Source organism: Pseudomonas sp. MAFF 730105, assembly GCF_055380705.1.
Genome location: NZ_AP018438.1, coordinates 4,664,071 through 4,684,517, shown reverse-complemented (window position 1 = coordinate 4,684,517; position 20,447 = coordinate 4,664,071). Strand labels below are relative to the sequence as shown.

The following is a 20,447-nucleotide window of genomic DNA, read 5'->3' as shown; positions in this document are numbered from 1 at the left end:
GGCTGATTCCGGACCCGATTCATGACGCAGTTCTATGATGCACGCGGCAATATCTATGGTGTCGTTTCACCGCAACAGGTCCGTGCCCAAGGTGTGGACCTGCCGCCATCGGCGGCCCAGGCGGCACAGGCCCGTGAGTCCTGGGCAGCGGCTGCGGTGCATGGGTTTTGCGCCTGGGCGCCGGGTGAGAAACCACCGGGCGCCAAGGCTCATCGCAGCGACGGGCTGCTGATCGGACCGTTCCAGGACCAACCGCCCTTCGACCTGTTGATCGTCAACACCGACGGTACCCTGGCCGAGCGCAGTGGCAACGGCTTGACGATTTTCTCCCAGGCCCTGCAGGCGCAAGGCTTGATGCCGGGAGAGGACGACTGTGTGTTGCAGGTTCATCACGACAAACACGCAGGCGCGTCGCCGCTGCAAACGTCGGTTCGTGCCGCTGAGTTCGAAGGCACGCAGGGCTTCTGGCTGAACCTGGGACAACCGCTGTTCGGGCCGCTGGCCGTCGCTGCCCAAACGACGGAAAGCGTGCGCTTCAATCAGCGTGAAGTCAGCCGAGTGGCGCTACTGCAAGCGTTGAACCCAGCGTGGGGCAACAGTCAGTTCGTGAGCATGGGCAATCCACATTGCGTGACCTTGGTGGACAGCGCCGAAGCGCTGCCGAGCAACGCGCAGATGCGCGCCCCGGCACTTTCCCAAAGCTTGACCCGCATCGCTTATGCCATGCCTGGTGGTGCCGGAGTTCCATGCCCGGCGGGGTGAACCTGCAATGGGCTTGGCTCGAGGCCGAAGGACGGATCGCCGCCCGCGTGTTTGAGCGGGGCGAAGGACCGACCGCTTCTTCCGGCACCAGCGCCAGTGCGGTGGCCAGCGCCGCGTGGCGGGTGGGTTGGGTGAAAGCAGGGCCGGTGAGTGTGGTGATGCCGGGGGGACGGCGCCGATCCTGCTGACAGAGGCGGGCGGGGAGCTGGTACGGGTCAGTTTGTTTGGGACGGCTCGGCTTCTTTAGCGTCCTGCGGTGCGGCTGATGACGCTATCGCGAGCAGGCTCGCTCCCACAGGGGGATGCGGCGGACACAAAAGGTATGGCCGCTGAAGATCCAATGTGGGAGCGAGCCTGCTCGCGATAGCGTCGGGCCAGCCACCTCACGGTCAACGGCCAGACCGCTATCGTCGGATCGCTCAGCCCAATTGCGGCCCAAACTCCACCACCGGCATCTGTCGCTTCATCAGCACTTCACCGTTGCGAATCGAGTAGAGCGGCAGCCCCTGGCTGCGGATCACTTCGTAGTCGCTGTCCGCCGACAGGATCAACAGGTTCGCCGGGCGGCCGGGTTCCAGCCCGTAGCGGTCGCCCAGGGCCATGGCCTTGGCGCTGTTGTCGGTGACCAGGTCGAGGGCGCTTTGCAGGTTGCGATAGCCAAGCATATGGCAGATGTGCAGGCCGGCTTCGAGTACCCGCAGGATGTTGCCGTTGCCCAGGGGATACCACGGGTCGACGATGGAGTCCTGGCCGAAACACACGTTCATCCCGGCTTCCAGCAGTTCGTTGACCCGGGTGACGCCGCGGCGTTTGGGGAAGGTGTCGAAGCGTCCCTGCAAGTGGATGCTTTCGGTGGGGCAGGAGACGAAGCTGATGCCCGAGTGCCCCAGCAGACGAAACAGTTTGGCGCAGTAGGCGTTGTCGTAGGAACCCATGGCCGTGGTGTGGCTGGCGGTGACCCGGGCACCCATGTCGCGGCTGCGGGCTTCTTCGGCCAACACTTCAAGGAAGCGTGAATGCGGGTCGTCGGTTTCGTCGCAATGCACGTCCACCAGGCAGCCGGTGCGTTCGGCCAGGTCCATCAGGAATTTCACCGAGCTGACACCCTGGTCGCGGGTGTATTCGAAGTGCGGAATACCGCCCACCACGTCGGCGCCCATGCGAATGGCTTCTTCCATCAGCTCGCGGCCGTTGCGGTAGGACTCGATGCCTTCCTGGGGAAACGCGACGATCTGCATGTCGATCAGATGACGGTTTTGCTCGCGCACTTCCAGCATGGCCTTGAGGGCGGTGAGTGCAGGGTCGGTGACGTCGACGTGGGTGCGCACGTGCTGGATGCCATGGGCGGCGAGGGCCTGGATGGTTTTCGTCGCGCGGGTCCGGGTATCTTCTTCGGTGATGGTGGCCTTGCGCTCACCCCAGCACTCGATGCCTTCGAACAAGGTGCCGCTCATGTTCCAGCGCGGCTCGCCGGCGGTAAGGGTAGCGTCCAGGTGAATGTGCGGCTCGACGAAAGGGGGTACCACCAGGTTGCCGCCGGCATCAAGGTCCTGCGGGCCGAGGCTGGGGGCTTCGGTCTGGCGGGCGATGCTGGCAATCAGGCCGTTTTCCAGGTGCAGTTCATGCAAACCTTCGCGGTTGCGCAGGCGGGCGTTGATGATGTGCATCGGGCGAATCCTTTTTATAGGTCTTGGAGTGGCGCGTTGGTGGTCCGGGTACCCATGACGCCGATCAATAGCACATACGTTAGCGCGCCAGTGGTGATTCCTACCAGCGGTGCCACCCAGGGCGAATTGAACGCCGCGACGGTGCCGAGCCCATAAGCCAGCAACCCCGGCCAGTTGAAGGCGGGCAGCCGTGCATCGGCCAGGCGTGGATAACGCCCGCGCCAGCGGAAGAAGAAATCCGCCATGATCACGCCGCCAATGGGCGGGATCACCGTACCCAGCAGGATCAGGTACGGTACCAGCATGTCGTACATGCCCAGCAGCGCCAGCAGGGTGCCGATCATGGCGCCGCCCAGGGTGACGGTCTTGCGCCGCCGGGTGCGCAGCAGGTTGCAACCGGCCACGGCGAAGTTGTAGATGGTGTTGTCCTGGGTGCTCCAGATGTTGAGCAGCAGCATCGCCATCGCTGCCATGGCGAAGCCCTGCAACAGCAGCACTTCAACCACGTCCGGCTGCTGGTAGACGATGGCCCCGTAAGCGCCAATCAACACCATCAGGCCATTGCCGAGAAAGAAACCCATCAGGCTCGCCAGCACCGCGACTTTCGCCGAGCGGGAAAACCGAGTCCAGTTGGTCGCCTGGGTGGCACCGCTGACGAAGGTGCCGAACACCAGCGTGATGGCGGTGGACCCATCGAGGCTGCCCGTGGGCACCACCGCCAACAGGCCCTCCAGACCACCGACTTTCACCGTCGCGACCCACATTGACAGCATCAGCAGCAACATCATGGCCGGCACGGCGATGTACGAAAGGATCTCCAACCCGCGATAACCGACGTAGGCCGTGGCGCAGAACCCCAGGCCGAACAGCACCATCAGCCCCAGCACGGCGCCTTCGCTCAACCCGAAGTATTTACCCAGCACCACCGCGGCGGTCGCCGTGCCCCAGGCGTACCAGCCGATCTGGGTGAACCCCAGGACCAGGTCGCTGAGCTTGCTGCCGACCTCACCAAAACAGAACCGGCCCATCAGCACCGAATTGAGCCCGCTCTTGAACGCGATGTAACCCAGTCCCGCGGCATAGAGCCCCAGCAGCAGGTTGCCGATCACGATCACGGTGAGCATCTCGGCAAAACCGAACGCGACTCCCAACTTGCCGCCGGCAAACATCGTGGCGGTGAAAAAGGTGAAACCCAGCAGCACCATGGCCGTGGAAGCCAGGCCCTTGCGGGCATGCATCGGGACTTCGCTCAACGGATAGTCGTTGCCCGGATCGTTCTGAGTCATGTGGCGGTCCTTGCGCAGGAGGGGAAATGTCGCAAGCGTGCAGCGGTCGTGCCAAGCGAATGATCGCGAGGTTATTTATAGACAATCCGGAGAAATGGAGGCGGGCGGGGAGTGAAAGTGGTGCAGCGGTGATTCAAGTTGGAACACGGTTCGCATTCCCCTGTGGGAGCGAGCCTGCTCGCGATGGCGCCGGATCAGTCACATCCGTTTCAACTGATAGGCCGTCATCGCGAGCAGGCTCGCTCCCACAGGGGATTGGAATACTCAGAGAGGGCGAGGCAACGACAGGAATCGCAAGATCGCCGCCACAATGGCTTCCGGCGCATCTTCCTGGACCAGATGCCCGGCGTTCGGCACCGGGTGGAATTGCGCGCCTGGAATCAATGAGTGCAGCGCCCGGCCGCGCTCGATGGGAATCCATTGGTCATCCTCGCCCCACAGTATCTGCGTCGGGCAGCGCACGCTCAAATACAGGCTCTCTGCCTCGCGGGTGTAACGCTCGTCCATTTGCGCAATCTGCCGATAGAACGCGGCCTGGCCGGTCTCGCCGAGCCACGGCTGCACGTAGGGCGCCAGTTCTGCGTCCGGGATGTTCCGCTTGATCGCGCCCCGGATATACGTCGGCACGATGGCGCGCTGAATGTAATCGGGCAGGCCGCTGAAGGCTGCTTCGTGCTGTCGCACATGCTGGACGAAGGGTGAACCCCAGGGCGACAGCGCCACCGGATCGATCAGCGTCAGGCTGCGGTAGTTTTTGCCATTGAGCAGGTGCGTGCGCAGGGCGGTGGCGCCGCCAAAGTCGTGGGCCACCACGTCAGGGCAGTCCAGGCCCCAATGCTCCAGCAGTTGCGCGAGCAGGTGGTTCTGGATGCCGAGGGAGACATCGGCATCGGGTTGCGCAGATTGGCCATAACCCAACAGGTCAAAATAATGCACCCGATGGGTGGCGCTGAAGAGCGGGGCGATTCGATGCCACACGTAGGACGAAAAGGGCGTGCCATGGACGAATACCAATGGCGGGCCGTCACCGTGTATGGCGTAGCGAATGGCGTGTCCGTCGAAGGTGTATGCCTGATCCAGCGGCCAGTCGGTCATGGTCGATGCTCCACTGAAGGGGGGCAGGGGATAGAGCATAGGCCAGTGCAGTTTTCCTGGGGAAACACATCTGTGGCGAGGGGATTTATCTGTGGAGAGGGGGGCTATCTGTGGCGAGGGGATTTATCTGTGGAGAGGGGGGCTATCTGTGGCGAGGGGATTTATCCCCGCTGGCGTGCGCAGCGCGCCCCAAAGATACGAAGCGAATCAACCTGACGCACTGATGTTGGATTTTGGGGCCGCTTCGCGGCCCAGCGGGGATAAATCCCCTCGCCACAGATAAATCCCCTCACCACAAAAGTCTGTTCAAGGTTGGGACTGCGGGTTACTCGCCGTGATAGATGCAACCGCTGGTGCACGTCTCATGGATGCGGATGGCGCTGAGTTCCGGCAGCAATGGCTTGAGCTCATTCCAGATCCACTTGGCGAGGACTTCGCTGGTGGGGTTTTCCAGGCCAGGAATGTCGTTGAGGTAGTTGTGGTCCAGACGCTCGTAAAGTGGCTTGAAGATCGCCTTGATTTCCGAGAAGTCGCGAATCCAGCCGGTGTGCGGGTCGATGTCGCCGCTCAGGTGAATCGCCACCTTGAACGAGTGGCCGTGCAGGCGGCCGCACTTGTGGCCGTCCGGTACGTGGGGCAGGCGGTGGGCGGATTCGAAGGTGAATTCTTTGAAGATTTCCACAGGTTCAGGCTCTTTAAGGTAGCGGTCGCGAGGCAGGCGGCGGAGTTTATCAGTTTGGCTCCGGCGTTGCGCGCTCATGCTGACTAAAGGGTCAGCAAACGCTCGCCCAGCCCACCGTTGGCCGCCAGCTCAAGGAACTCGTCACCCAGGCGGCGACTCTCGTCCATCGCCGTGCGCCAATAGGTGCGGCGGCTCGCGTCATCGCCCATGAAACGCTTGAAGTCGTTTCGGTCTGGCAGCTTGCCGTAGGGCAGGCGAGCCAGGTACTCACGGGACGGCGCCACCAACAGGACATCTTGCAGGCGCTCAACGTTACCCCGGCGCCATGGCAGGCTTTTGTCGAACCAGCCGGGAATGACCCGGTCGGTGAAATGGGGATACAGCACAATGTCTTCGCCGCTGTAGGGCAGGTCGAGGTGATAGTCCAGCAAGCCGCCGTCGCGGTAGGTACCGGCCCCGGCGCCCGGCAGGTCGCGCACCCCCTCCATCACCATCGGGATCGAGCCCGAGGCCAGCAACGCCTGGCGTAGATTGCCGGCCGCAAGCGGCACGAAGCGTGACGGAAAGTCGTTCAGGGGATGCAGCGGCGGTGCCAGGCGCGGGTCGTGGATGATCAGCCGTTCGAAATGCCGCGACAGCCGCGCGCGGCCCCGCAGGTTGTCGGCAATCACTGACGACAAGCCCAGGCCCAGCCGTCCGCGATGATCCTGCGCGAGCAAGCCGTGGCTTTTGACGACCATGATGTTGAGCCGGTAATGGGGTTGGCGAGGATCGTCGCGTCGCGGCCTTCGAGCAGGTCGTCGAGCATGCGCTGCGAACTCTGGCTGACCCCGGCCATGGTCACGCCTTTGGCGAAACTTTGGCCGTTGTACAAAGTACCCAGGCGTCGGATGCCTTCGGCGGCATCCGGCAGGCAGGCGCTGGCGAAGCGCCAGGAGCCCACCGAGGCCCCGATCAACGAACGTTCCCGGGGGCGGCGGGCAGCCATTCGCCAAACAGCGCCAGATCCAGCCCCTGGATGCCCAGGGCCTTGGGGCCACCGGCGGCGCCTGGCAGGATGCCAACGTCGGCCGCCTTGAGACCGGCTTCGCGAATCCGCGCCAGGGCACGGGGGCCGGCCTTGAGGGTGAGGGCGGGAAACTTGATGTGGATGGCGGTCATACCGGTCTCTTGGCGTGGGCAAACGACGGATTATAGCGACACAACCCCCAGTGGGAGCGAGCCTGCTCGCGATGGTGGCGTATCAGATTGCAATAAAGTGACTGACCCACCGCCATCGCGAGCAGGCACGCTTCCACAGGGCACGGTCGTTGATCTGTGTTCCATGATGGCAATTCAGTTTCAGTTAAGTTCCCCCGGCTACAGTCGCCCCGTGACGATTATAAAAAGGAGATAACCCTTGAACCGCCTGACTGCCTTTTTCATCGCAACGCTCATGGCCCTGGGCGCCAGCCTTGCCCACGCACGGGACCTCGGCCCCGACGAATCCCGAAAACTGCAAGACGCTGGTACCATTCAATCCTTTGAAAAACTCAACGCTGCCGCCTTGGCCAAACACCCTGGCGCCACCTTGACCGATACCGAGCTGGAAGAAAAGTACGGCAAGTTCATCTATCAGGTGGAGCTGCGCGATCCCCAGGGCGTTGAATGGGATATGGAATTGGACGCCGTTACCGGCAAGGTGCTCAAGAATCATCAGGATACTTAATGAAGCTTAATCTCTGCGCCCGCAGTCCATGGCCGCTGGTGCTGCTGGCGTTTTGTTCGGTGGTCATGGCGCGGGACCTGGACCAGGACGAGGCCCTGCAACTGCGCCAGCGGGGCGTGATACTGCCGCTGGAGCAGTTGCTGCAACAGGCGCTGGATCTGCACCCCGGCGCCAAGTTGCTGGAGGCCGAGCTGGAAGAGAAACACGGGGTCTATATTTATGAGGTCGAGCTGCTGGATACCGACGGCGTTGTGCGCGAATTGGACCTGGAGGCCACATCCGGCCGCTTGCTCAAAGATAAGGAAGACTGATGCGCCTGCTTCTGGTGGAAGATCACGTTCCCCTGGCCGATGAGTTGATGGCCGGGCTGACACGACAGGGCTACGCCGTCGACTGGCTCGCCGACGGTCGCGACGCGGTGTATCAGGGCAGCAGCGAACCCTATGACCTGATCATCCTCGACCTTGGCCTGCCAGGTGTGCCGGGGCTCGAGGTGCTGGCCCAATGGCGCGCTGGCGGCCTGAGTACTCCGGTGCTGATCCTTACCGCCCGCGGCTCCTGGGCTGAACGCATCGAGGGCCTCAAGGCCGGTGCCGACGATTATCTGACCAAACCCTTTCATCCCGAGGAACTGCACCTGCGGATCCAGGCGTTGCTGCGCCGCTCCCATGGCCAGGCCAACCAGCCGACGCTGCAGGCCGCCGGGCTGCATCTGGATGAGGGGCGGCAATGTGTGGTTCGCGACGGCGCGGACATCCAACTGACCGCCGCTGAGTTTCGCCTGCTGCGCTATTTCATGCTTCACCCCGAGCAGATTCTTTCCAAGAGCCATCTCGCCGAACATTTGTATGACGGTGAAACCGAGCGTGATTCCAATGTGCTGGAAGTCCACGTCAATCACCTGCGACGCAAGCTGGGCCGCAGCGTGATCGAAACCCGTCGTGGCCAGGGTTACCTGTTCGGCGGACAGGGCCGGTGAGGTCCATTCAGCGCCGGCTGAGCCTGGGCCTGATCGGTGTGATGGTGGTGGTCGGCCTGGTCCTGGCGCAGACCAGTCTGTGGCTGTTCGAGCTGGGACTGCAGCGCTATCTGGAAGCCGGGTTGCGCAACGACAGCGAAAGCCTGCTGGTGGCCCTGGTGCGTGGACCCCAGGGGCTGCAACTGGATGAGCGGCGTTTGTCGCCGGCCTATCTGCGGCCGTTCTCCGGGCATTATTTCCGCATCGATTTCGCCGACGTGCACTGGCGCTCCCGCTCCCTCTGGGACCAGGAACTGCCCCGTCTCGACCATCCGGGTCTGCACGCCAACCTGCAATTGGGGCCTGAAGGCCAGCAACTGCTGGTATTGCGCACCGACTATCGACGCCTGGGTCAGTCGATTTCCATCAGCGTGGCCCAGGACTACACCCCCGTGCGCGACAGTTTCCTGCGCATGCAGCAGATTGGCCTCGGCCTCGGCCTGGCGGGGCTGTTGCTGATCCTGTTGTTGCAACGGTTCACGGTGCGCCGCGCCTTGCGCCCGCTGGAGAAAGCCCGGGAACAGATTGCGCAGTTGCAGCGTGGACAACGCTCGCAACTCGACGAGCAGGTGCCCCTTGAGCTGGAACCGCTGGTGGCGCAGATCAATCATCTGCTGGCCCACACCGAAGACAGTCTCAAGCGCTCGCGCAATGCCCTGGGCAATCTGGGCCATGCCTTGAAAACTCCGCTGGCGGTGTTGCAGAGCCTGGCCTCGAACGAACAACTCGACCCATACCCCGAACTGCGCACGTTGCTGCTCGAACAACTGGAGCAGGTGCGACAGCGCCTGAACCGTGAGCTCAACCGTGCGCGACTGGCCGGTGATGCCTTGCCCGGCGCGCAGCTGGACTGCGATGCGGAACTGCCAGGGCTGCTGGCGACGCTGAACATGATCCACGGCGAGCATCTGCACCTGAGCTATGTCGCCGCGCCAGGGCAGCACCTGCCCTGGGATCGCGAAGACTTGCTGGAACTGCTGGGCAACCTGCTGGACAACGCCTGTAAATGGGCGGATGCCGAAGTGCGCCTGACCGTGACCGAGACGAGCGGGGCGTTCATCCTGGCGGTGGAAGACGACGGCCCGGGCATCCCCGAGGAGAGGCGCGACCAGGTCTTCAGCCGGGGCACGCGCCTGGACGAGCAGACCGACGGCCACGGCCTGGGACTCGGTATCGTGCGGGACATCGTCGACACCTGGGGCGGGATGCTGACCCTGCACGACAGCGAGTGGGGCGGGCTGAAAGTCCTGATCGAGCTGCCGCGGCGCTGATCGCGCCGAATTCCCTTGTGGGAGCGAGCCTGCTCGCGATGGCGTCGGGTCAGTCACCTTGATGCAATCTGATACACCGCCATCGCGAGCAGGCTCGCTCCCACAGGGGGGCTGTGGTGATTTTGAATATTGAAAACACCTCGAAACCCGCCGCATGGCCCTTGCAGCTTGCCGCCGCTTGCTGCAAAGTCCCCGCCTTTTTTCCGGTGGCTTTCCACCACTGCGCCTTGAGGTAACGATGATAAATGCAGTAATTGCCGCGGTTGGCATCATGCTGGTGCTCAGCCTGTCCCGCGTGCATGTGGTGATCGCGCTGATTATCGGCGCATTGGTGGGTGGCCTGACCGGCGGCCTGGGCATCGAGGCGACGCTCAAGGCGTTCAACGCGGGCCTTGGTGGCGGTGCGACGGTGGCGTTGTCCTACGCCTTGCTCGGCGCTTTCGCGGTGGCGATCGCCAAGTCCGGCATGGCCCACGCCCTGGCCGACAAGGCCCTGGCCCTGGTGGATCGCCAGGACGCCGTCGGTGGTTCCGGCATCAAGTGGGTGCTGATCGGCTTGCTGGGGGCGGTTGCTATCGCGTCCCAGAATATCCTGCCGATCCACATCGCTTTCATTCCGCTGCTGGTGCCGCCGCTGCTCTACGTGCTGACCAAGCTGCAACTGGATCGCCGGCTGATCGCCTGCGTCATGACCTTCGGCCTGATCACCCCTTACATGTTCTTGCCCGTGGGGTTTGGCAATATCTTCCTCAATGAGATCCTGCTCGCCAATATCGCCCGCAGCGGCGTGGATGTCAGCGGCATCAATGTCACCCACGCCATGGGCATCCCGGCGCTGGGCATGGTGTTCGGCTTGCTGCTGTCGTTGTTCAACTACCGCAAGAAGCGTGTCTACGATCTGAAGAAAATCGCTCGGGTCGAGCAGGTGGCGGTGCGCTACAACCCGATGAGCCTGATGGTGGCGGGGCTCGCCGTGGCAGCGGCGTTCGCGATTCAGTTGCTGGTGGATTCGATGATCATCGGTGCCCTGGCCGGGTTCCTGATTTTCTCGCTGTCGGGAGTGGTGCGTTGGCGCGAGACCGACGACCTGTTTACTGAAGGCATGAAAATGATGGCGATGATCGGCTTCATCATGATCGCCGCCTCGGGGTTCGCCGAGGTCATGAAGGCCACCGGTGAAGTGCAGAGCCTGGTGGAAGCCTCGGCGGCCTGGATCGGCCACAACAAGGGTATCGGCGCGCTGATGATGCTGCTGGTGGGCCTGTTGGTGACCATGGGCATCGGCTCGTCGTTCTCCACTGTACCGATCCTGGCGACGATTTTCGTGCCGCTGTGCCTGCAACTGGGCTTCAGCCCGCTGGCGATCGTCTGCATCGTCGGCACCGCCGGTGCCCTGGGCGATGCGGGTTCGCCTGCCTCGGACTCGACCCTCGGCCCGACCTCCGGCCTGAACATCGATGGCCAGCACCACCATATCTGGGACACCGTGGTCCCGACCTTCATCCACTACAACCTGCCGTTACTGGCGTTTGGTTGGGTGGCGGCGATGGTGCTGTAGTCCGAAAACCGAGACGCTTCCATCGCGAGCAGGCTCGCTCCCACATCGGAATGCATGTCCTGTGGGAGCGAGTCTGCTCGCGATGCTTTTGAGATTGCCCTACAGTTTTCCCCAAGCTTGCCGTTAATACAGCTAACCACGCCAATAACACCAACAAGGGTGACCAGCATGCGCCTGAGCCTGAAGGCTAAAGTTCTGTCCCTGGCAGTATTGCCGGTACTGTTGTCTGCGGCGATCATCAGTCTGACCACGGCCTTCATCCTGCAGGAGCAGGCCGATAAAGAGGTCCAGCAGACCCGCGAACGCTTGCTCAGCGACGCCAAGGCGACGCTGCAGAGCTACGTAGCGGTGGGCCTGACCGCCATCAAGCCGCTTTACGATGCGGCGGCTCCCGGTGATAACGCGGCGCGGGCCGAGGCCATCAAGCTGCTGTCGAGCATCAGTTACGGCAAGGACGGTTACTTCTTCGGCTACGACTCCGAAACCGTGCGCCTGTTCAAGGCCAACAGCCCCGACGGCGTGGGCAAGAGCTTCAAGGACAACCGCGACCCGAACGGGGTCTACGTCAATCGTGACCTGGTGAAAGTCGCCAAGGACGGGACCCACTACCTCGAATACAGCTCGCCACTGCCCAACAGCAAGGACCTGGTGCCCAAACTCGGTTACACCGAATACCTGTCCAAGTGGGACATGGCGGTCGGCAGTTCGGTCAACCTGGACGGCATCGAAGCCCAGGTGGCGTTGGTGGAAGCCAAGGTCCATGAGCGTGTACAAGGCGTGATATTGAGCATCATCGGCATCGCCGCCGTGGTGTTGCTGGTGATTGCGGTGGTGGGAGTGCTGCTGGCCAACACCATCCTGCGACCTTTGCACCTGATGAAAGACAACCTCGACGACATCGCGGCGGGCGAGGGCGACCTGACCCGGCGCCTGGCGATCACCAGCCAGGACGAACTCGGCCAACTGGCGGGCTCGTTCAACCGCTTCGTCGACAAGATCCATGGTCTGGTGCGGCAGATCACCGACATGACTTCGCAACTGACCGGGCTGGTGACGCAGGTCTCCGAGCAGGCCCAGCGCTCCGAGCAGGCCATGGAGCGCCAGCGCCACGAAACCGATCAGGTCGCCACGGCGATCAACGAGATGTCGTCCGCCGCCCAGGAAGTGGCCCGTAGCGCCCAGGGTGCCGCCGTGGCCGCCCAGCAGACCGACGAAGAAGGTCAGTCCGCCAAGCGGGTGGTGGCCGGCAGCATCCAGCAGATTCATGCGCTGGTGAACGACATCCGCAGCAGCGGCGTGTCCCTGGACAGCCTGCAACAGGATGTGGCCTCGATTGTCAGCGTACTCGGGGTGATCCGTTCGATTGCCGAGCAGACCAACCTGCTGGCCCTCAACGCGGCCATCGAGGCGGCGCGTGCCGGGGAAGCGGGGCGTGGTTTCGCAGTGGTGGCCGATGAAGTGCGGGCCCTGGCCAGTCGGACCCAGCAGAGCACCCAGGAGATCCAGGGCATGATCGATCGCCTGCAATCGGGTACCCATGCGGCGGTGGAGGCGATGCGTCGTTCCAGTGAGGCGGGTGATGGCACGTCGGTTCGGGCCAACGAGGCGGGAGCGTCCCTGGACACCATGGCGCAGTTGATCGGCACCATCAACTCGATGAACGCCCAGATCGCCAGTGCCGCGGAAGAGCAGACCGCGGTGGCCGAGGAAATCAACCGCAGCGTGCACCAGATCGCTGTGGCGGTGGACAGCGTGGCCGATGAAACCCAACTCGGCGCCCAGACCTCCCGCAGCTTGAACGAGCTGGGCCAGCGCCTGGGCAAATTGGTCGGGCAGTTCCGCATCTGACGGCCAGGAGCTGCCGAAGGCTGCGATCTTCCGCTTCCGATCCAGATGTCTTCGCCTGGAGTACCAGGCCCTATCGGGAAAGGAGGATCGCAGCCTTCGGCAGTTTCTGTCGCGATCCATTGGTCAACACCCATCCCTGTTGGAATGGTGAGCCCGTTAAACATTCATGACTGACCCACCGCTATCGCGAGCAGGCTCGCTCCCACAAGGGATCGGTGGTGACACGCAGGTATCAGATTAAGCCCGGACCCTGTGGGAGCGAGCCCGCTCGCGATAGCAGTGGTTCAGTTGGCAAGGATGCCAACTGCCAAGCCCGCCCGTCCTATGGCTTGCGCACATCCCGCATCAACAAGCCGAACCGCAGGTCCACCGCATCCGGTATCGGCACATACACCACATGCCCGTCTCCCGGCGCGACGGCGATGCTCTGACCTTTCACGTCCTGCAGTTGATGCAGGTCGAAGTGAAAATTGCCCTTGGGCGTCATCAGTTCCATGTGGTCGCCCAGCTCGAAGCGGTTCTTGACCCGCACTTCGGCCAGGCGTTCGCGCCGCTCGCCGGTGAGCTCGCCGACGAACTGCTGGCGCTCCGAGACTGAGCTGCCGTTCTGGTAGTTCTGATATTCATCATGCACATGCCGGCGCAGGAAGCCCTCGGTATAGCCGCGTTGGGCCAGTGATTCCAGGTCGGTCATCAGGCCAAGGTCGAATTTCCGGCCGGCCATGGCGTCATCGATCGCCCGGCGGTACACCTGGGTGGTGCGCGCGCAGTAGAAGTGCGATTTGGTCCGGCCTTCGATTTTCAGGGAGTGCACGCCCATGCGGGTCAACCGCTCCACATGCTGCACGGCCCGCAGATCCTTGGCGTTCATGATGTAGGTGCCATGCTCGTCCTCGAACGCCGGCATGGATTCGTCCGGACGATTGGCCTCCTGGAGCAGGAACACTTGGTCGGTGGGCGCGCCGAGGCCCAGGGTGGGTTCGGGTTGATAGCTCTGCACGATGTCGCCCACGGCGTTTTCCACCGCTGGCTGGGCCGAGTATTTCCAGCGACAGGCGTTGGTGCAGCTGCCTTGGTTGGCGTCGCGCCGATTCAGGTAGCCCGACAGCAGGCAGCGCCCGGAATAGGCCATGCACAGGGCCCCATGGACGAACACTTCCAGCTCCATGGCCGGCACTTGCTGACGGATTTCGGCGATCTCCTCCAGGGACAGTTCCCGGGAAAGAATGATCCGGCTCAGGCCCTGCTGCTGCCAGAACTCGACGCTCGCCCAGTTCACCGTGTTGGCCTGCACCGACAGATGAATCGGCATCCGCGGGAAATGCCGTCGCACCAGCATGATCAATCCCGGGTCGGACATGATCAGCGCATCGGGCGCCATGGCGATCACCGGTTCGAGGTCCTTGAGGAAGGTGCGCAGCTTGGCGTTGTGCGGCGCAATGTTCACCACCACGTAGAAGCGCTTGCCCATGGCCTGGGCTTCGCGGATGCCCAAGGCCAGGTTGGCATGATCGAATTCATTGTTGCGCACCCGCAGGCTGTAGCGCGGCTGGCCGGCGTAGACCGCATCGGCGCCGTAGGCGAAGGCGTAACGCATGTTTTTCAGGGTGCCGGCCGGGGCGAGCAGTTCGGGGGCTACGAGGGGCATGGTGGCGTCTGATCGCAAAAAGCGGCGAGGGTACGTCACGGTCGGCCTGGCGTTATTGATCTGGATCAATGGCGCCGGTGAACGCAACGGCACTCCTGCGAGTCCCGACGGACTAACACTTATCGAGCCTGGGACATGGAAAGCAAATGAACCGAAAGAGCCTGCAATACAAATCCCAGATGTTGCTGTTGATCCTGGTCAGCATCGCTTTCATCTGGATCTTGCTGCCATTCTATGGCGCGGTGTTCTGGGCGATCATCCTCGGCATTGTCTTCGCGCCGATGCAACGTCGCCTGCAACTGAAATTCGGCTGGCCGCGCAACGTCACTGCGTTGTGCACGCTGGGCATCTGTGTGGTCATCGCAATCCTGCCGGTGATCGTCATCAGCACCTTGCTGGTCCAGGAAGGCACGGCGTTGTACAAGAGCCTGGAAAGCGGGGAGCTGGACATTGCCGATTACCTGGCGCGGTTCAAGGACGCCTTGCCACCGTACTTCCAGCACCTGCTTGACCGCTTCGGCCTGGGCAACCTGAGTGGGTTGCGGGACAAGATCGTCAAGAGCGCCATGCAGGGCAGCGAGTTCTTCGCCACCCAGGCCTTCAGCTTCGGCCAGGGTACGTTTCAGTTCCTGGTCAGCTTCTCCGTCATGCTCTACCTGCTGTTCTTCTTTCTGCGCGATGGCGCGGAACTGGTGCGCAAGGTCCGCACGGCCGTTCCCTTGGCGGAGTACCAGAAGCGTCGTCTGCAATTGAAGTTCAATCGGGTCGTCCGGGCGACCGTCAAGGGCAACCTGTTGGTCGCGATCACCCAGGGGGCGCTGGGCGGATTGATCTTCTGGATCCTGGGGATTCCGACGGTGTTGCCCTGGGCCGTGTTGATGACCCTCCTGTCGCTGTTGCCGGCGGTGGGGGCGGGCATCGTCTGGGCGCCGGTGGCGGTGTACTTCCTGCTCTCCGGGGCGATCTGGCAAGGCGTTGTGCTAACGCTGTTCGGCGTGTTCGTGATCGGCCTGGTGGATAATCTCCTGCGCCCGATCCTGGTGGGCAAGGACACCAAGATGCCTGACTACATGGTGCTCGTCTCGACGCTGGGCGGCCTGGCGGTGTTCGGGCTGAACGGGTTCGTGATCGGGCCGCTCATTGCCGCTCTGTTCATTTCCTGTTGGGCCTTGTTTGTCGAAAGTGCGCCCCGGGTGAAATTGCCCTAACTGCGCCTATCAGGCGCTCAGCATGTAAGTGCCGATGCGCTGCGACAAGGCCTGGGCGGCGGGCAGGGAAGTCAGCGGGCCGCTGATGGTCACGCCGTCCTGGACCAGGTACCAGCAAGCCAACAGGCCACGTTCACGGAGTGCGGCGGGGACGGCGCTGCCAATGACAGACATGATTTGAATGTTGAGCATGGGAACCTCCATCTATCGATGGGGTTACCTTACGACTCAGCCGGCAAGGGGGAAAATCAACTGCTTCAATAGTAGGAATCGATGCCGCTCAATCGACGACCAGATCGAGCATATGCACCACTTCCCGTTCATTGAGCACGCCCTTGCGCACCAGGTTTTCCGTCAACAACGAAAGGAACTTGGCAGTGCGGTGGCCTTCCAGGTGCTTGAGCTCGGTCAGCACGTTGTACACCTTGCCAGAGGTGCACAGGCCGACGATGCGGTGGGGATTTTGCGTGGGCATACCTTCGTCCTTGTTGTTATGAAGCTGTTGTTGACGGACAGGGCCAGCTTGCGGCACAGCCATGACGCTCATGTGACAGCTCGGGTTGAAGAAAAACAAAGCAGGATTCAGACCATAATGCCTTTTTGGCGCCGGAATATTGTTCCGGTAGCGACGCTGGTGGGCCTTATATGGCCTCCAGCACGTTTTTCGCCCACAAAAAAGCCCCTGGATCTTTCGATTCAGGGGCTTTTGATCTTGCTGTCTGGCTCCACGACCTGGACTCGAACCAGGGACCCAGTGATTAACAGTCACTTGCTCTACCAACTGAGCTATCGCGGAATGACGCGTATGTTACTGATTGGAAAAGAGAAGTCAAGCTTTTGGATGGTGGGCGGTGTGTTTAAGTGGTCGTGGGCTTCCCTCAAACACTTGTTACCGCTTCACACAAGTAAGGATCATGCCGCAAAAAACGACTGTGGGAGCGAGCCTGCTCGCGATGGCGGCGAATCATTCAACATCAATGTTGGATGACCCTCCGCCATCGCGAGCAGGCTCGCTCCCACAGGTTTTATGCGGGTTTTCAGATCACCTGAACAATCGCCTTGGTCACCGCATCGATGTTGTTCTGGTTCAGCGCGGCCACGCAGATGCGACCGGTGTCCAGGGCATAGATGCCGAACTCGTTGCGCAGGCGCGTCACTTGTTCAACGGTCAGGCCGGAATAGGAGAACATTCCGCGCTGGCGTGCGACGAAGCTGAAATCCCGGTGTGGAGCGGCCTTGGCCAGCATGTCCACCATCTGGTTGCGCATGCCACGGATCCGCAGGCGCATTTCCGCCAGTTCGGCTTCCCACTGGGCCCGCAGTTCGGGGCTGTTGAGCACGGCGGCAACGATGCTGGCGCCATGGGTTGGCGGGTTGGAGTAGTTGGTGCGGATCACGCGCTTGACCTGGGACAGCACGCGAGCACTTTCTTCCTTCGATTCGCTGACGATCGACAGGGCGCCGACGCGCTCGCCGTACAGGGAGAACGACTTGGAGAACGAGCTGGACGCAAAGAAGGTCAGGCCCGATTCGGCGAACAGGCGCACGGCCGCGGCGTCTTCGTCGATGCCATCGCCAAAGCCCTGGTAGGCCATGTCCAGGAACGGCACATGGTTCTTGGCCTTGACCACGGCCAGGACGTTTTTCCAGTCCTCGGGGCTCAGGTCCACGCCGGTCGGGTTATGGCAGCAGGCGTGCAGCACAACGATCGAGCGGTCGGGCAGGGCGTTGAGGTCTTCCAGCAGGCCGGTACGGTTCACGTCGTGGGTGGCGGCGTCGTAGTAGCGGTAGTTCTGCACCGGGAAACCAGCGGTTTCGAACAGGGCGCGGTGGTTTTCCCAGCTCGGGTCGCTGATGGCCACGACGGCGTCAGGCAGCAGTTGCTTGAGGAAGTCGGCGCCGATCTTCAGTGCGCCGGTGCCGCCCACGGCCTGGGTGGTGATCACGCGGCCGGAGGCGATCAGTGGCGAGTCCTTGCCGAACAGCAGGGTCTGGACCGCCTGGTCATAGGCCGCGATGCCGTCGATGGGCAGGTAGCCACGGGAAACGTGCTGAGCCACGCGAATCGTCTCGGCTTCGACAACGGCGCGCAGAAGCGGAATGCGCCCCTCTTCATTGCAGTAAACACCCACGCCCAGGTTGACCTTATCGGTACGGGTGTCAGCGTTGAATGCTTCGTTGAGGCCCAGGATTGGGTCGCGGGGTGCCAATTCGACAGCGGAAAACAGGCTCATTAGTGCGCGGCTCTGAATGGAGTGTGAGGGGACGTGTGGCGCTCCAGCCGGATGCACTAGAGCGGTGCACAAACGGGGAGCTAGTATAGAGGCCATCACCGGACAGGGCGACAGGCGATTCGGTTTTTACGGTAAGTATTTTCGATTTTTTTCGACCGTTAGTCCCTTTGGCGCGTCAAAGACTCCAAGGCGTGTAGGACGTCCGTCTTGAAAGCGAAGGCATTCACCTCCACATTGTCTGCATTCCAGTTTTTTCCTCGGACGACATCAGTCGTTTCGGTCTTCTTCATTCCCGTCGCCTGGCCGACAGGCGTGAACCCAGGGGTTATGTTATGTCTGAATTCCAGCTAGTCACCCGATTCAAGCCCGCTGGCGACCAGCCGGAAGCCATCCGCCTGATGGTCGAAGGCATCGAGGCGGGGCTGGCCCACCAGACGTTGCTCGGTGTGACGGGTTCAGGCAAGACCTTCAGCATCGCCAACGTGATCGCCCAGGTGCAGCGCCCGACCCTGGTGCTGGCACCGAACAAGACCCTGGCGGCGCAGCTGTATGGTGAGTTCAAAGCGTTCTTCCCGAACAACGCGGTGGAGTATTTCGTCTCGTACTACGACTATTACCAGCCGGAAGCCTACGTGCCGTCGTCGGACACCTTCATTGAGAAGGATGCCTCGATCAACGATCACATCGAACAGATGCGGCTGTCGGCGACCAAGGCATTGCTTGAGCGCAAGGATGCGATCATCGTCACCACGGTGTCGTGCATCTATGGCCTGGGCAGTCCGGAAACGTACCTGAAGATGGTGCTGCACGTGGATCGCGGTGACAAACTCGACCAGCGTGCCTTGCTGCGCCGCCTCGCGGACCTGCAATACACCCGCAACGACATGGACTTCGCCCGGGCAACGTTCCGGGTGCGCGGCGATGTAATCGACATCTACCCGGCGGAGTCCGACCTGGAGGCGATCCGCATCGAGCTGTTCGATGACGAGGTGGAGAGCATTTCGGCGTTCGACCCGCTGACCGGCGAGGTGATCCGCAAGCTGCCGCGCTTCACCTTCTACCCCAAGAGCCATTACGTCACGCCGCGGGAAACCCTGCTGGATGCCATTGACGGGATCAAGGCCGAACTCCAGGAGCGCCTGGAGTACCTGCGCTCGAACAACAAGCTGGTGGAAGCCCAGCGCCTGGAGCAGCGGACCCGGTTCGACCTGGAGATGATCCTCGAGCTGGGCTACTGCAACGGCATCGAAAACTACTCGCGCTACCTGTCGGGCCGCCCGGCGGGGGCGCCACCACCGACCTTGTACGACTATCTGCCGGCCGACGCCTTGCTGGTGATCGACGAATCCCACGTCAGCGTGCCTCAGGTCGGCGCGATGTACAAAGGCGACCGGTCCCGCAAGGAAACCCTGGTGGAATACGGTTTCCGCCTCCCTTCGGCGCTGGATAACCGGCCGATGCGCTTCGATGAATGGGAAAGCGTGAGTCCGCAGACCATCTTCGTCTCGGCCACTCCCGGCAACTACGAGGCCGAGCACGCCGGCCGCGTGGTCGAGCAGGTGGTGCGCCCGACCGGCTTGGTGGACCCGCAGGTCGAAGTGCGCCCGGCGCTGACCCAGGTCGACGACCTACTGTCGGAAATCAACAAGCGCGTGGCCATCGACGAACGGGTCCTGGTGACCACCCTGACCAAGCGCATGGCCGAGGACCTCACCGATTACCTGGCCGACCATGGCGTGCGGGTGCGGTACCTGCACTCGGACATCGACACGGTGGAGCGGGTCGAGATCATCCGCGACCTGCGCCTGGGCACCTTCGACGTGGTGGTGGGCATCAACCTGCTGCGCGAAGGCCTGGACATGCCGGAGGTGTCGTTGGTGGCGATCCTCGACGCCGACAAGGAAGGGTTCCTGCGTTCCGAGCGTTCGCTGATCCAGACCATCGGTCGGGCGGCGCGTAACCTCAACGGTCGGGCGATCCTGTATGCCGACCGCATCACCGGCTCCATGGAGCGGGCCATCGGCGAGACCGAGCGCCGTCGTGACAAGCAGATCGCCTTCAACCTGGCCAACGGCATCACGCCCAAGGGGGTGTTCAAGGACGTGGCCGACATCATGGAAGGTGCCACCGTGCCTGGTTCGCGCAGCAAGAAGCGCAAGGGGATGGCCAAGGCCGCCGAAGAAAGTGCCCGCTACGAAGCGGAACTGCGCTCACCGAGCGAAATCACCAAGCGCATCCGTCAGTTGGAAGAGAAGATGTACCAACTGGCACGAGACCTGGAGTTCGAGGCGGCGGCGCAGTTGCGGGACGAGATTGGCAAGTTGCGCGAGCGTTTGCTCACTGTCTGAGTTTTGCAGTGGCCTTAAGGGCCTTATCGCGAGCAGGCTCGCTCCCACAGGGATTTGTGAACGCCACAAGTCCAGTGTGGGAGCGAGCCTGCTCGCGATTGAGGACGACGCGGT

General features: G+C 62.4%; 16 protein-coding genes, 1 tRNA gene and 3 pseudogenes. 10 read left to right on the top strand and 10 right to left on the bottom strand.

Annotation, left to right across the window (positions count from 1 at the left end):
- Positions 1–21 precede the first annotated feature (21 nt).
- Positions 22–1,009 (top strand): annotated as a pseudogene (locus PCOSP_RS20175) (diaminopimelate epimerase).
- Between the two features lie 172 nt (positions 1,010–1,181).
- Here PCOSP_RS20175 and codA read toward each other — a convergent pair.
- From codA to PCOSP_RS20150, 5 genes and pseudogenes are all read right to left on the bottom strand, one after another.
- Positions 1,182–2,429: a cytosine deaminase gene (gene codA / locus PCOSP_RS20170; RefSeq protein ID WP_175363721.1), complete on the bottom strand. Its 1,248-nt coding sequence runs from the start codon at positions 2,427–2,429 to the stop codon at positions 1,182–1,184.
- 14 nt (positions 2,430–2,443) lie between these two features.
- The gene (codB, locus tag PCOSP_RS20165; RefSeq protein ID WP_464709403.1) at positions 2,444–3,715 is read right to left on the bottom strand and encodes a cytosine permease; all 1,272 of its coding nucleotides are present in this window, start codon (positions 3,713–3,715) and stop codon (positions 2,444–2,446) included.
- A 264-nt stretch (positions 3,716–3,979) separates the two neighbouring features.
- Positions 3,980–4,810: an alpha/beta fold hydrolase gene (locus PCOSP_RS20160; protein WP_464709402.1), complete on the bottom strand. Its 831-nt coding sequence runs from the start codon at positions 4,808–4,810 to the stop codon at positions 3,980–3,982.
- Between the two features lie 325 nt (positions 4,811–5,135).
- Positions 5,136–5,492, bottom strand: coding sequence for a 6-carboxytetrahydropterin synthase QueD (gene queD / locus PCOSP_RS20155; RefSeq protein WP_003203918.1), 357 nt, complete (start codon positions 5,490–5,492; stop codon positions 5,136–5,138).
- 83 nt (positions 5,493–5,575) lie between these two features.
- Positions 5,576–6,653: pseudogene (locus PCOSP_RS20150) on the bottom strand (patatin-like phospholipase family protein).
- 238 nt (positions 6,654–6,891) lie between these two features.
- On the opposite strand from PCOSP_RS20150, the gene PCOSP_RS20145 reads away from it, so the two are divergent.
- The 7 genes and pseudogenes from PCOSP_RS20145 (at position 6,892) to PCOSP_RS20115 (ending at position 12,895) form a co-directional block, all read left to right on the top strand.
- Complete coding sequence (locus tag PCOSP_RS20145) at positions 6,892–7,200, top strand: PepSY domain-containing protein (RefSeq protein ID WP_464709401.1); 309 nt, start codon at positions 6,892–6,894, stop codon at positions 7,198–7,200.
- Positions 7,200–7,511: a PepSY domain-containing protein gene (locus tag PCOSP_RS20140; RefSeq protein ID WP_139644635.1), complete on the top strand. Its 312-nt coding sequence runs from the start codon at positions 7,200–7,202 to the stop codon at positions 7,509–7,511. The genes PCOSP_RS20145 and PCOSP_RS20140 overlap by 1 nt, the downstream gene beginning before the upstream one ends.
- Positions 7,511–8,179: a response regulator transcription factor gene (locus PCOSP_RS20135; RefSeq protein WP_139644633.1), complete on the top strand. Its 669-nt coding sequence runs from the start codon at positions 7,511–7,513 to the stop codon at positions 8,177–8,179. The genes PCOSP_RS20140 and PCOSP_RS20135 overlap by 1 nt, the downstream gene beginning before the upstream one ends.
- A complete protein-coding gene (locus PCOSP_RS20130) occupies positions 8,176–9,489 on the top strand; it encodes a sensor histidine kinase (protein ID WP_464709400.1) in 1,314 nt (437 codons plus the stop codon). The genes PCOSP_RS20135 and PCOSP_RS20130 overlap by 4 nt, the downstream gene beginning before the upstream one ends.
- Positions 9,490–9,730: 241 nt before the next feature.
- Positions 9,731–11,047: a Na+/H+ antiporter family protein gene (locus PCOSP_RS20125; protein ID WP_464711975.1), complete on the top strand. Its 1,317-nt coding sequence runs from the start codon at positions 9,731–9,733 to the stop codon at positions 11,045–11,047.
- Positions 11,048–11,101: 54 nt separating this feature from the next.
- Positions 11,102–11,989 (top strand): annotated as a pseudogene (locus PCOSP_RS20120) (cache domain-containing protein); the annotation flags it as partial.
- Between the two features lie 84 nt (positions 11,990–12,073).
- Positions 12,074–12,895, top strand: coding sequence for a methyl-accepting chemotaxis protein (locus PCOSP_RS20115; protein WP_373682455.1), 822 nt, complete (start codon positions 12,074–12,076; stop codon positions 12,893–12,895).
- Between the two features lie 322 nt (positions 12,896–13,217).
- On the opposite strand, the gene trhP is transcribed toward PCOSP_RS20115, so the two are convergent.
- A complete protein-coding gene (gene trhP, locus PCOSP_RS20110; RefSeq protein ID WP_139644625.1) occupies positions 13,218–14,543 on the bottom strand; it encodes a prephenate-dependent tRNA uridine(34) hydroxylase TrhP in 1,326 nt (441 codons plus the stop codon).
- A gap of 146 nt (positions 14,544–14,689) precedes the next feature.
- On the opposite strand from trhP, the gene PCOSP_RS20105 reads away from it, so the two are divergent.
- Complete coding sequence (locus PCOSP_RS20105; protein ID WP_139644623.1) at positions 14,690–15,751, top strand: AI-2E family transporter; 1,062 nt, start codon at positions 14,690–14,692, stop codon at positions 15,749–15,751.
- Between the two features lie 9 nt (positions 15,752–15,760).
- On the opposite strand, the gene PCOSP_RS20100 is transcribed toward PCOSP_RS20105, so the two are convergent.
- The 4 genes from PCOSP_RS20100 to PCOSP_RS20085 form a co-directional block, all read right to left on the bottom strand.
- Entirely contained in the window at positions 15,761–15,943 is a 183-nt protein-coding gene (locus PCOSP_RS20100) for a hypothetical protein (protein ID WP_024776482.1), read from the bottom strand.
- An 88-nt stretch (positions 15,944–16,031) separates the two neighbouring features.
- Positions 16,032–16,226 carry a hypothetical protein gene (locus PCOSP_RS20095; RefSeq protein ID WP_024776483.1) on the bottom strand — a complete coding sequence of 65 codons (195 nt, stop codon included), beginning with the start codon at positions 16,224–16,226 and terminating at the stop codon, positions 16,032–16,034.
- 245 nt (positions 16,227–16,471) lie between these two features.
- A tRNA-Asn gene (locus PCOSP_RS20090) sits at positions 16,472–16,547 on the bottom strand.
- A gap of 241 nt (positions 16,548–16,788) precedes the next feature.
- Positions 16,789–17,985, bottom strand: coding sequence for an amino acid aminotransferase (locus tag PCOSP_RS20085; protein ID WP_258625724.1), 1,197 nt, complete (start codon positions 17,983–17,985; stop codon positions 16,789–16,791).
- 332 nt (positions 17,986–18,317) lie between these two features.
- Between PCOSP_RS20085 and uvrB the strand changes: the two genes are divergently transcribed.
- Complete coding sequence (gene uvrB / locus PCOSP_RS20080) at positions 18,318–20,333, top strand: excinuclease ABC subunit UvrB (protein ID WP_041023764.1); 2,016 nt, start codon at positions 18,318–18,320, stop codon at positions 20,331–20,333.
- Positions 20,334–20,447 lie beyond the last annotated feature (114 nt).